The 13,185-nt window shown below is 61.8% G+C and carries 12 protein-coding genes and 1 pseudogene; 9 read left to right on the plus strand and 4 right to left on the minus strand.

Annotated elements, in window-relative coordinates; genetic code table 11:
• Window position 1 precedes the first annotated feature (1 nt).
• The 5 genes from NKI97_RS11090 to guaD all read left to right on the plus strand — a co-directional run bounded on the left by NKI97_RS11090 (window position 2) and on the right by guaD (window position 5,760).
• Window positions 2-1,054 (plus strand): ABC transporter permease, encoded by a 1,053-nt coding sequence (locus NKI97_RS11090; RefSeq protein ID WP_502894821.1) that lies wholly within the window; start codon window positions 2-4, stop codon window positions 1,052-1,054.
• Window positions 1,055-1,064: 10 nt separating this feature from the next.
• Window positions 1,065-2,000, plus strand: coding sequence for an ABC transporter permease (locus NKI97_RS11095; protein WP_352743678.1), 936 nt, complete (start codon window positions 1,065-1,067; stop codon window positions 1,998-2,000).
• Between the two features lie 7 nt (window positions 2,001-2,007).
• Window positions 2,008-3,408, plus strand: coding sequence for an 8-oxoguanine deaminase (locus NKI97_RS11100; protein WP_352834047.1), 1,401 nt, complete (start codon window positions 2,008-2,010; stop codon window positions 3,406-3,408).
• Window positions 3,409-3,431: 23 nt separating this feature from the next.
• Entirely contained in the window at window positions 3,432-4,295 is an 864-nt protein-coding gene (locus NKI97_RS11105) for an aromatic ring-hydroxylating dioxygenase subunit alpha (protein WP_352834050.1), read from the plus strand.
• Between the two features lie 100 nt (window positions 4,296-4,395).
• Entirely contained in the window at window positions 4,396-5,760 is a 1,365-nt protein-coding gene (gene guaD / locus NKI97_RS11110) for a guanine deaminase (RefSeq protein ID WP_352834053.1), read from the plus strand.
• A gap of 77 nt (window positions 5,761-5,837) precedes the next feature.
• Here guaD and NKI97_RS11115 read toward each other — a convergent pair whose 3' ends face one another.
• On the minus strand, window positions 5,838-6,893 hold the full coding sequence (locus NKI97_RS11115) for an alpha/beta fold hydrolase (protein ID WP_352821442.1): 1,056 nt from the start codon (window positions 6,891-6,893) through the stop codon (window positions 5,838-5,840).
• A gap of 337 nt (window positions 6,894-7,230) precedes the next feature.
• Window positions 7,231-7,815 (minus strand): glutathione binding-like protein, encoded by a 585-nt coding sequence (locus NKI97_RS11120; protein ID WP_352455799.1) that lies wholly within the window; start codon window positions 7,813-7,815, stop codon window positions 7,231-7,233.
• 428 nt (window positions 7,816-8,243) lie between these two features.
• On the opposite strand from NKI97_RS11120, the gene petA reads away from it, so the two are divergent.
• The 4 genes and pseudogenes from petA (at window position 8,244) to NKI97_RS11140 (ending at window position 12,339) form a co-directional block, all read left to right on the plus strand.
• Window positions 8,244-8,753, plus strand: a complete 510-nt coding sequence (gene petA, locus NKI97_RS11125; protein ID WP_352834199.1) for a ubiquinol-cytochrome c reductase iron-sulfur subunit — start codon at window positions 8,244-8,246, stop codon at window positions 8,751-8,753.
• A gap of 15 nt (window positions 8,754-8,768) precedes the next feature.
• Window positions 8,769-10,064 (plus strand): cytochrome b, encoded by a 1,296-nt coding sequence (locus NKI97_RS11130; protein ID WP_352834055.1) that lies wholly within the window; start codon window positions 8,769-8,771, stop codon window positions 10,062-10,064.
• A gap of 22 nt (window positions 10,065-10,086) precedes the next feature.
• Complete coding sequence (locus tag NKI97_RS11135) at window positions 10,087-11,604, plus strand: mechanosensitive ion channel family protein (protein ID WP_352834058.1); 1,518 nt, start codon at window positions 10,087-10,089, stop codon at window positions 11,602-11,604.
• Between the two features lie 33 nt (window positions 11,605-11,637).
• Window positions 11,638-12,339, plus strand: a pseudogene (locus NKI97_RS11140) (pirin family protein).
• Between the two features lie 67 nt (window positions 12,340-12,406).
• On the opposite strand, the gene NKI97_RS11145 reads toward NKI97_RS11140, so the two are convergent.
• Window positions 12,407-12,838, minus strand: a complete 432-nt coding sequence (locus tag NKI97_RS11145) for a DUF1810 domain-containing protein (protein ID WP_352834060.1) — start codon at window positions 12,836-12,838, stop codon at window positions 12,407-12,409.
• Window positions 12,839-12,880: 42 nt separating this feature from the next.
• The gene (locus NKI97_RS11150) at window positions 12,881-13,162 is read right to left on the minus strand and encodes a GNAT family N-acetyltransferase (protein ID WP_352449832.1); all 282 of its coding nucleotides are present in this window, start codon (window positions 13,160-13,162) and stop codon (window positions 12,881-12,883) included.
• Window positions 13,163-13,185 lie beyond the last annotated feature (23 nt).

The raw sequence follows: 13,185 nt of genomic DNA on the forward strand, positions 1-13,185 counted from the left end.
CTTGGCGATCAAGCTTCAGCGCGTTCCATCCGCGCAGCCCTCCGTTGCCTTTGCGGCACGTGCCCTGGCGATCGTGCTGGCGCTGGGGGTCGCCGGCCTGGTTCTGGCCGCTCGCGGCAATGCTCCCGTCGAACTCGCCTGGGAGGTGCTCAGCTCGACTTTTGGCTCGAGCTTCGGGCTGGAAGACGTCGGACTTCTGGTCACTCCCCTGATCCTGACCGGCCTGTCGGTCTGGGTAGCGCTGAGAATCGGCGCCTGGAACATCGGCGCGGAGGGCCAATTCTATGCCGGCGCCTTCAGCGCCACGGCGGTCGCGCTGTTCATTCCCGGCCCGACCTGGCTGATCCTGCCTGTTATGTTCACCGCTGGCGCGCTCGGCGGGCTGCTCTGGATACTGGTGCCGACGCTGGCGCGCGCCTACGCCGATGTCAGCGAACTCATCACCACCCTGCTTCTGAATTTCGTGGCGACGCTGATGGTTTATTACGTCGCCACCGGCCCATGGCTCGACCCGAGCGGCCATGCGCTCGCGACCACTGCACGTCTGCCGCATGACGTGCCTGAATTCTGGGGTATCGTGCACTACGGTTTCCCGCTGGCGATCCTGCTCACTTTTGTCATCGCAGGACTGCTCAACTACACGCGCTGGGGTTACGAGGTGCGGGTCGCTGGGTCGAACCCGAGCGCGGCGCTTTATGCGGGCATGCCGTTCCGGCGCCGCCTGATCGTCGTCCTGCTGATGTCGGGAGCGATCGCCGGCATCGCCGGTATGCTGGAAGTAGCTGGCACGGTGCATCGCCTGCAGGGCGGCATCTCCAACAATTTCGGCTATCTCGGCATCATGGTCGCGGTGCTGGCGCGCGGTTCCTCACTTGGCGTGCTCGCAGGCGCGGCTTTGATGGGCGTCATCCTGAATTCGGGCATCATCCTGCAGACGCAAGGCATCACCGTCTCGGCCGTGCTCGCCATCACCGGACTGATCCTGTTCTTCACGGCGATCGGCAACGAACTCGCTCACTACCGCATCACGCGGACCGAACCGGCCGCGAGCTGAGGAAACACCCATGGACATGATCGCCGGACTGATCCAGACCTCCATTCTCGCCGGCGGCGTGCTGGCGCTGGCGGCGCTGGGCGAGACGCTCTCCGAGCGCGCCGGCGTCGTCAATCTCGGCGTCGAAGGGCTTATGGCACTCGGTGCAATCACTGGCATCGCGGTCGTCGTCGCCACGCCGCACCCTATGCTCGGCTTCGTCCTTGCGCTTGCCGTCGGTTTCCTCGTTGGCTGCGTCTTCGCTCTTGGCACCGTCGTCGTCAAAGCGAACCAGGTGTTGTGCGGCCTGGCGCTGACGCTGATGGGCACCGGCATGGCCGCAACGATCGGTCGCGCCTATTCCGGCATGCCGGCGCCGGCGACCTTCGCGCCGATCGCTATTCCCTATCTTAGCGACATCCCGCTGCTCGGTCGCGCGATCTTCACGCAGAACATCCTTGTCTACCTGATCTACATCGTCCTGCCGGTTGCGCTGCACTACATCATGTTCCGCACGCGCCACGGGCTGAACATGCGCGCGGTGGGCGAAAACCCCGCGGCAGCCGACGCCGCCGGCATTTCGGTGCAAAGCATCCGCTTCTGGTATGTCGCCGCGGGCTCGGCGCTGGCGGCCGGCGCCGGCGCTTACCTCACGCTTGCCTTCGTTCCCTCTTGGTCGGAAGGCGTCGTGGCCGGCCGCGGCTGGATTGCCGTCTCTCTCGTCATCTTCGCAGGCTACCGGCCCCTCAACGCCGTGCTGGCCGCTCTGCTGTTCGGTCTCATCACCTCTCTCGGCTTCGTCGGCCAAGCACGCAACTGGCCGATCGCGGCGCCGATCCTGTCGATGCTGCCCTATCTCGGCACGATCGCCCTGATCATCGTGCCGGTGCTTGCCTGGCAACGCATGCGCCGGGTAATGGCCGCGCCGGCTGCTCTCGGCGAACCCTATTTCCGCGACATGCGTTGAGACCATCATGCCCCGCCTGCTTGTCAAGAACATCGATCTGCTCGCCACCTTCGATGGTACGCGCCGCGAGATTTCCGACGGCGCCTTGTTGATCGACGACAACGTCATCGAAGCGGTCGGCACCACCGCGGAACTCAGTGCCTCCAGTGCCGACGAGGTGCTCGACCTATCGGGCCATGTCGTCATGCCGGGCATGGTGAACACGCATCATCATATGTACCAGAACCTCACCCGTGTGACGGCTCAGAACGACGAGCTGCTTGTCTGGCTGAAGACGCTCTATCCGATCTGGGCCGAGCTCGACGACGATGCGATAGGCGTCTCGGCGCGCGTAGCGATGGCCGAGCTCATCCATTCGGGCTGCACGACCAGCTCCGATCATCTCTACATCTTGCCCAACAACTGCACGCTCGACGCGACGATCGGTGCGGCCCGCGATATCGGTCTGCGTTTCCACGCTGCGCGTGGAGCCATGTCGCGCGGCGAAAGCCAGGGCGGCTTGCCGCCGGATCGCTGCGTCGAAAACGAAGAGGATATCCTGAAGGATGCCGAACGGCTGATCGGCGGCTATCACGACGCGTCGCGGCATTCGATGAGCCGAATCATCCTGGCTCCTTGCTCGCCGTTCTCGGTGACTCCGGAGTTGATGCGCGATGCGGCATCGCTGGCGCGCAGCCACAAGGGCGTGAACCTGCATTCGCACCTTGCCGAAGAGCTTTTCGAGGAGAAGTACTGCCTCGAAATCTATGGCAAGCGGCCGGTCGAGTTCGCCGAATCCGTCGGCTGGCTCGGTGACGACGTCTGGTTCGCCCACTCGATTTTCATGACCAGCGACGAGATCGACCGCTTCGCCGAAACCGGCACCGGGGTCGCCCATTGCCCGTCGGCTAACATGCGCTGCGGCCAGGGCATCGCGAAGATCCGCGAGATGCTCGACAAGGGCGTGAAGGTCGGCCTTGGCGTCGACGGCTCGGCCTCGAACGACACGTCGAACCTGTTCATGGAAGCGCGGCTGGCGCTGATGCTTCAGCGTGTCGCGCCGCACCACTACCTCTCCGAAAAGCCCGGCGGCCGCGGCGGTTTCGGCGGCACGCCGACGGCGCTGTCCGCGCGCGAGGCCCTCGAAATGGCGACGCGCGGCGGCGCTGCCCTGCTCGGTCGCAATGACATCGGCCATCTCGCGCCCGGCATGTGCGCCGACTTCATCGCGGTCAAACGCAGCCAAGTCGGCCTTTCCGGGACCGAGCGCGACCCGCTCGCCGCGCTGGTGCTTTGCGGACCCTTCAAGGTCGACTATTCCTACATCAACGGCCGGCAGATTATCGCGAGAGGCGACTTCGCCTCTTTCGATGTCGAGGCGGCGATGGCCGACCACCGGGCTGTGATGGACCGCATCTATCGGCAGTGAGATAGCACAGGAAGGACGCAACAATGACCATTAAGCGAGCTGCGGAGCAGGCGGCCCTCGATCAATGGTATTGCATTGACGCGCTGAACGAGATTCCGGTCGGCACGATGGCGAGCCGGCTTCTGGGCATCGATCTGTTGGTAGCCCGCGATACGGCAGGCGCGGTCAATGTGTCGCGTGCCGGCGACGGCAGCCAAGTCCCGGCCAAGGAACGCTACGGCTATCTATGGATCACGCTCGGCATGCCGGCCGGCGATGTGCTGTCGATCCCGGAGGCCTATGAGGACGATCGCCGGCCTGTCGTTTGCGGAGCGATCGCGGTAAAGGCGTCCGGCCTGCGCATCGTCGAGAATTTCCTCGACATGGCGCATTTCCCCTTCGTCCATACCGACATATTGGGCGCCGAGCCGCACACGGAAGTGCGGCATTACACAACCGAAATCCGCCGCGACGTGGATGAGGTGTGGGCGACCAACTGCGAATTCTTCCAGCCGCAGGCAGCACTCTCGGCGACCGGCGGCATCATGACCCAATACATGTACCGGGTCGCCAATCCTTTCGCGGTGATGCTCTACAAGACCTGCCCCAACGCGGCTACCCGGTGGGACGTGATCTGTCTGTTCGTGCAGCCCCTCGATCCGGACCGCTGCCGCGCGCACCCCGTCATGTTCCTGATCGACGACGTATCGACCACGACCGAACTTGTGCAGTTCCAGCAGCTCATCTTCCTGCAGGACCGCATCATCCTGGAGAACCAACGGCCACTTCTTTTGCCGCTCGAGCCGCGCGCGGAAATCCCGACGCGGGCCGACGGCTCGTCGATCGCCTATCGCCGCTGGCTGAAGGAGAAGGGCATCACCTACGGCACGACGGCGCAAGCCGCATGAGCGGCAGCCCTTCCGATATTGTCATCGGCACCGACGGACAGGCAATCGCGCTCTGGCGCTTCGCGACGGCAGTGCGTAGCTGTTCTTCGGCGGAGGACAGGTGAGCGACCTGAGCGGCAAGACGCTTCTGGCCAGCGGCTTTCACGCGCCAGAGCGCGGGCTCGTGGAAGAGTTGCTCCATGCCCTGATCGCAATCGATCAATCAGGCATCATCGTCTCGGTGCTGCATCCGCATGATGCCGGCTATGACGAGGCGCTGGAGGCCGCGCGCCGGACCGGTTCGCTGGCGACCTTGCCGGCGCAGAGTTATCTGCTGCCCGGCTTCGTCGATCTTCACGTGCACGCGCCGCAATATCCGCAGCTCGGCCGGGCGCTGGACGTGCCGCTCGAGGCCTGGCTCCACAAACACACGTTTCCCCTGGAGGCGCGCTACGCCGATCTCGCCTTCGCGCGGCGCAGCTACGGCCTGCTGGTCGACGACCTGATCGCTAACGGCACGACCACAGCGCTCTACTTCGCAACCATCCACCAGGACGCGACAAGGCTGCTCGTCGACATTTGCCTCGAACGCGGGCAACGTGCGCTGGTCGGCAAAGTGGCGATGGACAATCCCGACGAGTGCCCGGCCTATTATCGCGATACCTCGGCGGACGAGGCCATTGATGGCACGCGCGCTCTGATCGACTACGTGCATGGGCATCCAGACAATGCCACGGGACGGGTAAAGCCGGTCATTACGCCGCGCTTCATCCCCTCCTGTACCGACGCCGCCCTCGAAGGGCTCGGCACGCTTGCGCAGGAATGCGGCTGCCATGTGCAGACGCATTGCTCGGAGAGCGACTGGGCGCATGGCTACGTGCTGCAGCGCCACGGGATCAGCGACACGTCTAGCCTTGATCGCTTTGGCCTGCTGCGCGCCGGCAGCGTGCTCGCGCACGCCAATTTCATTACGCTTGCCGACATGGAGACGATCCGCGTGCGCAAGGCGGCCGTGGCGCACTGCGCCGTCTCCAACGCCTACTTCGCAGGCGCCGTGTTCCCATTGAGGGCGGCCCTCGAGAAGGGTGTCAAGGTCGGGCTCGGCACCGACATTTCCGGGGGACCGAGCGCCTCGATGTTCGATGCGATGCGCGCGACGGTCATGTCGTCGCGCATGCTGGAAACCGGCACCGACCCGGCGCTAGCGGCCGAGACGCGCACGGCTGGAACGGCACGCGTCGACTTTCGCGAGTCCTTCCACCTGGCGACGGCAGGCGGTGGCGCGGCACTCGGCTTGCCTGTGGGGCGATTCTCTCCTGGCTACCATTTCGATGCGATCCTGGTCGACACCGCCGCGCCCAGAGGCACAATTCACCTGTGGGACGAACTCGACGACGGCGACGGCATCCTTCAGAAGATCGTCTACTCCGCTTCCAGGGCCAACATCGCGTCGGTCTGGGTCGGCGGGAGAGCTGTTCTCGCCTAAGCGGACGGGAGGCTGTGCCGAGAACCAGGAATCTTCCCGTGTTATTCCTTACGGTCGGGGCACGTCATGGATTTTGATCAGTATTCGCCGACGTCGATGACAGCCTGGGCAAAGGCTTGCGGGGCTTCTTGAGGCAAGTTGTGGCCGATACCGCCGGTGATGATCCGGTGCGTGTATCTGCCCGAGAATTTCTTGGCGTAGGAACTGCTGTCGGGATGGGGTGCGCCATTGGCATCACCCTCAAGGGTAATGGTCGGCACTGTGATCACGGGAGCTTCGGCCAGCCGGTTTTCCAGAACGTCATATTCCGGCTCGCCCTGTGCCAGGCCGAGCCTCCAGCGGTAATTGTGAATGACGATGCTGACGTGATCCGGGTTGTCCAGTGCTGCGGCGCTGCGCTGGAAGATGTCATCGTCGAAATTCCACTGCGGCGAAGCGAGTTGCCAGATGAGTTTGGCGAAATCGCGCGTGTATTTCTCGTAGCCGGCGCGGCCGCGATCCGTGGCGAAGTAATACTGATACCACCATTGAAGCTCCGCCTCCGGTGCCAGCGGCACCATGCCGACGCGCTGATTTCCGATGAGATAGCCGCTCACCGAGACGATCGCCTTGCAACGCTCAGGCCAGAGCGCGGCAACGACATTGGCCGTTCGGGCGCCCCAGTCGCAGCCGGCGATCGTGGCCTTTTCGATCCCCAGCGCATCCATCAGGGCGATCGTATCCGCGGCGAGCGCCGACTGCTGGCCATTGCGCATCGTCTCGTCCGACAAGAATCGTGTGGTGCCGTAGCCGCGCAGGTAGGGCACAATCATGCGGTACCCCTTTGCGGCAAGCAGAGGAGCGGCGTCGGTGTAGGTGTGAATGTCATAGGGCCAGCCATGAAGCAGGATCACTGGAGCACCTTCGGCAGGCCCCAGCTCCGCATATCCGACGCTCAGTTTTCCGGCATTGACCTGTCTGAGCGAGCCGAATGATTCCGGCCGGGCTTGCGTCGCGGACGCCCTCGCCTCGACCATCCAAGTGGCTGCCGGCGCGCTCAAGCCGAGTTCGGTGGCGGCGAACGTCATTGCTGTCGCACCGACAATGCGCCGGCGGCGATGATCGACCGTGTCGGGAGCCTTACTCGCATTCATGATGAAGCCTCTATGATGACCAACAAGCGGGAACAACTAGACCGGCCGCCGCATCGGCCAACAAGAAACATTGCGCTTATTTCGACGGTGACTGCGGCGAATCCAGGATTGTAACCCTCGGCCAGGAGGCAGTGGGGCGAGCTCTGACTGAATGTCGGTAAGGTCCAGCGTTTCCTCGATTTCCCTCCGGAGAAATTCGAGACGTAGGCCATCCCCGCGGTTGGAAGCGGCTGGATGTAGCATCCGCAGGAACGGCAGCATGAGAATGACTCCTGATCTTCTGTTGGGGCGAGAGGATATGTTGCATCTGATCTTATGCTCGAAGTCGCCCTCAGCTTCAGACGAGGCCCTCACGATCCATTGCGATGCGCACGGCCGGCCGGGCAGCCATTCGGGCGCGAAGGGCTTGCAAGGGCGCGGGAACAGGGACGTGGAAGCGCGCCGCCCAAAGCAGCATCACGAAAAGATAAAAATCCGCGACGCTGGGTTTGTCGCCGAACAGATAGTCGGTCTCGAGCCCGTCAGCGAAGAACTCGAGTTGGCTCGTAATCGTCGCGCTCGCCTTGGCCTTTTCGGCATCGCTGCTTTGGTGCCACATCGGCTTGAAGCTTCGGTGTATTTCAGTTGAGACGTAGGTCAGCGCTTCGAGAAGGCGGGTACGGCCCAACGGCCCCGCCACTCCCAGTGGCGGGTATTGCGACGCAATCCAGTCGAGGACGGCGATATTTTCCGTCAGCGTTTCGCCGCTATCCAGCACGAGGGCTGGAACGTAGCCCTTGCGCGTGACGGTAGTGAAATCATCCCCGGAGCCTGTTCGTTTGGTCTTGAGGTTCACACTTTCGCGCTCGAAGGAAACACCGGCCTCTTCCAGAGCGATGTGGTCCGCCAGGCTGCAGGCGAGAGGGCTGTAGTAGAGTTTCACCGCTTTTCCCTTTTCTAAACCCGATTGAATCCCGCAACTGGTCGTAGCCGAGCGGAAAACCTGCCCCGCGCCACGCGAGACGACCGCTCCAGAAACTCGCATTTGGCGGAGACGACGACTACGACACCGACAGCTAGACGTGCCTATGCCGAGGTATGGTCGGGCTGAAGTTCGGGATCGCCGTGCGCAATGCCGGGGCGTATGCCAGCTCAGTGGCCAACGGTTACCTGGAGGAATCCAGAACCTTCCATGATGGCATCGCCAGGCCAGCCAGTCCTTCGCTCAGGAAATCCTAAACGAAAGTATTGGACGCACGTGCCGTTGGCACGATGGCTCACATCCGGCCACGGCCGGCATATTCCGCGCGGCATGAGCAGACTGGAAAGGCGAAAGCCGTGGTCTGCTTTTGCTCGATTGCCACCAACGCGATGACGCAGCTTCCGACAATAGGAGTCGCCATCATGGCCGACCTTTCCGAAACCTCCACAGCCGAGCACACATTGCGCGTCGAAGCGCCCGCCGCGATCGAGGTCGACGTCTCCTCGCTGACGCCGGGAACGTCGCTGATCGTCGACTGGCACGGCAAGCCGGTGGTCGTGCGCAACCGCACCGAAAAAGAGAGGAAGGACGGCCAGGCAGTCAGTCTCGCCGAGCTCCAGGATCCAATTGCCCGCAACGCCAATCTGCCGGCCGATGCGCCGGCAACCGACGCCAATCGAACTATGCCGGGCAAGGAAGCCTGGGTGGTGATGATCCAGGTCTGCACCCATCTCGGCTGCATCCCGCATGGTCAGGAAGGCGATTTCGACGGCTGGTTCTGCCCCTGCCATGGTTCGCAATACGACACCGCCGGCCGCGTCCGGAAGGGGCCGGCACCCGAGAACATGGCGGTACCGGTGTTCCAATTCGTTTCCGACACCAAGATCCGTATCGGCTGAGGCAAGGGCATTTCGATGAGCGGCGACAAACACTCGACCTATACGCCCAAAACCAGAATCGAACGTTGGTTCGACGCCCGCCTGCCGCTGCCGCGGCTGGTCTATGACAGCTTCATCGTCTATCCCGTCCCGCGCAACCTGAACTACGCCTATACGTTCGGCGGCATTCTCACGATCATGCTGGTTTCACAGATCCTGACCGGCATCGTGCTGGCGATGCATTACGCTCCTGATACGGGGCTGGCCTTCAACTCGGTCGAGCAGATCATGCGCGACGTGAATTCGGGCTGGCTGCTGCGCTATCTCCATTCCAACGGCGCGTCGTTCTTCTTCATTGCCGTCTACATCCACATCTGCCGCGGACTCTACTATGGTTCGTACAAGGCGCCGCGGGAGCTGCTGTGGGTGCTCGGTTGCACCAATCTCCTGCTGATGATGGCGACGGCCTTCATGGGTTACGTGCTGCCTTGGGGGCAGATGTCGTTCTGGGGCGCTACTGTCATCACCAGCTTCTTCACCGCAGTCCCACTGATCGGCGACTGGCTCCAGCAGCTTTTGCTCGGCGGCTTCGCGGTCGATAATCCGACGCTGAACCGCTTCTTTGCGCTGCATTACCTGCTGCCATTTGTGCTTGCGGGTGTGGTGACCTTGCACATATGGGCGCTTCACGTCGTCGGCCAGAACAATCCGACCGGCATCGAGGTCAAATCGAAAACTGATGTCGTGGACTTCACGCCCTATGCAACCGTCAAAGATGCCTTCGGCATCCTCGTGTTCCTGTTCTTCTTCGCCTATTTCGTTTTCTACCTGCCGAACTACCTCGGCCATCCCGACAATAGCAGCATCGCCAATCCGCTGAAGACGCCGGCCCACATCGTCCCGGAATGGTACTTCCTGCCGTTTTACGCGATCCTGCGGGCCATCACCTTCAATATCGGGCCTATCGATTCCAAGCTCGGCGGCGTGCTCGCGATGTTCGGCTCGATCGCCGTGCTGTTCCTGGTGCCGTGGCTCGACACCTCGAAGGTGCGCTCGGCGGTCTATCGGCCCTGGTACAGGGTGCTCTTCTGGCTGTTCGTTGCCAATGCCCTCTTTCTCGGCTGGCTCGGCTCCCGGCCGGCGGAAGGCGCATACGTCGTCATGTCCCAACTAGCGACGCTTTACTATTTTGCGTTCTTCATCATCGCGATGCCGGTGCTCGGGCTGATCGAAAAGCCGCGACGGCTGCCGAATTCGATCACCGAAGCAGTTCTCGAAAAAGACAAGGCCAGCGGCAGAGGCCCGATCGCCGGGCCGGAGACCAAACGTTGAACTGCCATGGCGGTGATCGTTCGTGAACTGGTGGAACTCTCCTCTGGTCTACATCGTGTTGCTCGGCCTCGCCGGGATCGTCGTTTGGACCCTCATCCCCAGCCGCTTCGCCAATGCGAAGCTGGTCGTCCAACTCGGCTTTTTCCTCGCGATGTCGGCCATGGTTCTCCACCTGCGCGTCGTGCCATACGAGGCCGCAGGAGACAACGAGACAACCGGAGGAGCGATCCTCATCGGCTCGGTGAAGCTGCTCTGGTGGGTTCACCTTGCCTGGGCGCTGATCGGATTTGTCCGTATCTATCTCGTCTTCGAGCGACAGCCGCGCGAGGCACGTCTCCTGCAGGACGTCGTGGTCGGTGTCGTCTACGCTGGAATGTTCCTGTCGATCCTGGCGTTTGTCTTTGCAGTGCCGGTCGGAACGCTCATTGCCACGTCGGGCGTCTTTGCCGTCATCCTGGGACTGGCGCTCCAGAATACGCTTGGTGACGTATTTTCGGCGATCGCGCTAAACCTCGGCCGCCCTTACGTGCTTGGAAACTGGATCATTCTGGGCGACGGAACCGAAGGCCGCGTTGTCGAGACCAATTGGCGGTCGACCCAACTTTTGACCCCGACACACAATGTCGTGGCGCTGCCAAACAGCCTTCTCGCCAAGATCGGGGTAACAAATCTAAGCGGTCCGGACGAGAGCCATGGACTTGCCGTAACCGTCAAGGTGGCGCCAACGAAGACGCCGGCGATCATCGTAGACCTCATGCGCACTGTCTTGCTGAGCTGCAATTCAATCCTCCAGGAGCCTTCGCCTTCGGTCACCATCAGAAGCCTGGATGCCGCAGCTATCGAGATCGAGTTGTTTTTTCGCGTCGCAAGTATCGACCAGCGAAGTGCCGCTCGGAACGAAATCTTCGATCTCATTTATCGCCATTCAAAGTCGACCGGCATGCTGCTGGCGGAGCCATTTTCGGGCTCGATTGCCATGACCAACCGGCCGGGCCACGAGACGGCGGCCTCCCAAGGCTTCACCCCGATCGAACTCATCAATTCCATACCGGTATTCTCGGCGCTAACGGATACCGAGCAGGAGTCGCTCGCCAAAGCGGCCTCGGTTCGCACCTACCATAAGGGCGAAATCATCGCACGACAGGGAGAGATGCTGCCGTCGCTCATGATCGTACGGACGGGAGTCATCGTCCGGCAAATTGGCCAGGGCGATGATCAACTGCAGGAGATCGGCCGGCTTGCACCCGGCGATTTCTTCGGCGAGACCGGTTTGCTCGCCGGCATTGGCGAGATGTCAAGTTTGCGGGCAATGACCCCCATCACGGTTTACGAGATAGACCAGGAAAGCTTTGCGCCGCTGCTGCACGACAGGCCCGAAATGGCCGAAGATCTTGCCGCGATCCTGTCGATGAGGGTGTCGGCTCTTAATGAAAGCGGCATCGCCGGACAGCACCACGCGGGCTCCAAATTCGCGCTCCTCAAAGCCATTCAGACAGTCTTTCGCGCCGCTCCGTTCAAGCGCGTTCGAGCACCTGGCTGATAAGGCATGCAGAAGGACAGAGATCCATGACCCATCCGCCAAAGCGATATCACAGGCATCGATACACTCATCCAGCCGGCTATCCGTGATTTTGCGGACGGACTGAAGATAAGGCGCGTATTGCCGTCCTCGAATCGCCTGATGATCGGGCCCTTCATCCTGTTCGACCATTTCGGCCCCGCTATGTTCGACGCAGGTCACGGTTTCGATATGGGACCGCATCCGCATATCGGCGTTGCGGCCGCGAGATCGTCCATTGCGACAATTTGGGTAAAGTGCAGACCATCCGTCCTGGCGAGGTCAACTGGATGACGGCCGGGTCGGGCATCGTCCATTCCGAGCGCACGCCACCGGACGTTCTCCGACATGGTCTATGCCGAAATTGTGCTCACGAGCGGCGCGCGCTACCAGGTGAAACCCGAACACCGTGAGCGTGCGATCTACATCGTCGCCGGTGAGGTTGGAATTGTCGGCCAGTTCGGTACGTTTCATGAGGCCGAATTAGTAGCTCTGGCGCCCGGCGCTGAGATTGTGCTCCAGGCGCCTGCCTTCCATGCGGCGAGACTGATGCTGATAGGAGGTGAGCCCCTGGCCGAGCCACGTCATATCTTTTGGAACTTCGTCTCCTCTTCAGCCGAACGGATCGAGCAGGCAAAGGCGGATTGGCGCGAACGCCGCTTCCCCGGCGTGCCGGGAGAGCACGAGCTCATGCCTCTGCCAGATGGCAGCGTGTGAGGGATAAGGCAGCGGATGGTGACCTCAGCGCCGCGACAGCTTTACGCCGGGTGGCGCAGGCAGACCACTACGATATCAAGTAGAGATCGTTCATCGTTTCCTCATCGAGCAAACCGTCGAACCAGACGTCGAAGATTGTCTCGAGCAGGAACTCGTCGTTGCTTGCTTCGGAAAACAGCGTGAGGGACGCGTGCAACTTCTTCGCATCAACGTCACCGAAGACAGCGCGAGCGCTTAGGCCGGAGAGCCGTTGCAGGGTGCCAACGCATTCCCGATAACGGCCTCCGAGGATCGGGAACGAGAGATAGGCGCTGGCTTCGTCGAGCGATGTGATTGCATATGGCTCAGGCGCTGTACCACTTCGCCTTGTGGCCAACCTTGGGAAGATGAACTCCATGTAGGGAGTGCACATCATCCCTCGACGTAGAATGGCCAGCGCGTCGTCGTAGACCGGATCCTGTGCGCTGACGAATCTCTGCAAATCATACTCGTTAGGCATTTGGATAGATCCTTGGGAAACCCTCAACATTCGTGCCCATGACTAGCCGCCGACGACATCTGCATAGTCCGGGTGCTTGGCGAAAAAGCGGCTCATGAAGGGACATTTCAAGATCGCTTTACGGCCGGTCTTGCGGAGCAGTTCGAAGGTTCCTTGGGCCAATTGCGACGCGATCCCTTGTCCGGAAAATTCCGACGGGACTTCGGTGTGTATCAGCGCAACCTTCCCGCCCTCGAGCCGATAATAGGCCGCCGCAAACATATCGCCGGCGATCGGCAGCTCGAAACGGTGCTGTTGGACGTTTTCGACGACTTGTGCATCCATCTTTATCTCTCGATTGTATGTCA

It is taken from the genome of Mesorhizobium sp. M0296 (genome assembly GCF_040321675.1).
Taxonomy (GTDB): Bacteria; Pseudomonadota; Alphaproteobacteria; order Rhizobiales; family Rhizobiaceae; genus Mesorhizobium.

Bases quoted from the DNA above. Each gene is read 5' to 3' on its own strand.
- NKI97_RS11130 (WP_352834055.1), top strand. From the start codon at position 8,769: ATGAGCGGCGACAAACACTCGACCTATACGCCCAAAACCAGAATCGAA.
- NKI97_RS11100 (WP_352834047.1), top strand. From the start codon at position 2,008: ATGCCCCGCCTGCTTGTCAAGAACATCGATCTGCTCGCCACCTTCGAT.
- NKI97_RS11095 (WP_352743678.1), top strand. From the start codon at position 1,065: ATGGACATGATCGCCGGACTGATCCAGACCTCCATTCTCGCCGGCGGC.
- petA (WP_352834199.1), top strand. From the start codon at position 8,244: ATGACGCAGCTTCCGACAATAGGAGTCGCCATCATGGCCGACCTTTCC.
- NKI97_RS11105 (WP_352834050.1), top strand. From the start codon at position 3,432: ATGACCATTAAGCGAGCTGCGGAGCAGGCGGCCCTCGATCAATGGTAT.
- NKI97_RS11150 (WP_352449832.1), bottom strand. From the start codon at position 13,162: ATGGATGCACAAGTCGTCGAAAACGTCCAACAGCACCGTTTCGAGCTG.
- NKI97_RS11115 (WP_352821442.1), bottom strand. From the start codon at position 6,893: ATGAATGCGAGTAAGGCTCCCGACACGGTCGATCATCGCCGCCGGCGC.
- NKI97_RS11145 (WP_352834060.1), bottom strand. From the start codon at position 12,838: ATGCCTAACGAGTATGATTTGCAGAGATTCGTCAGCGCACAGGATCCG.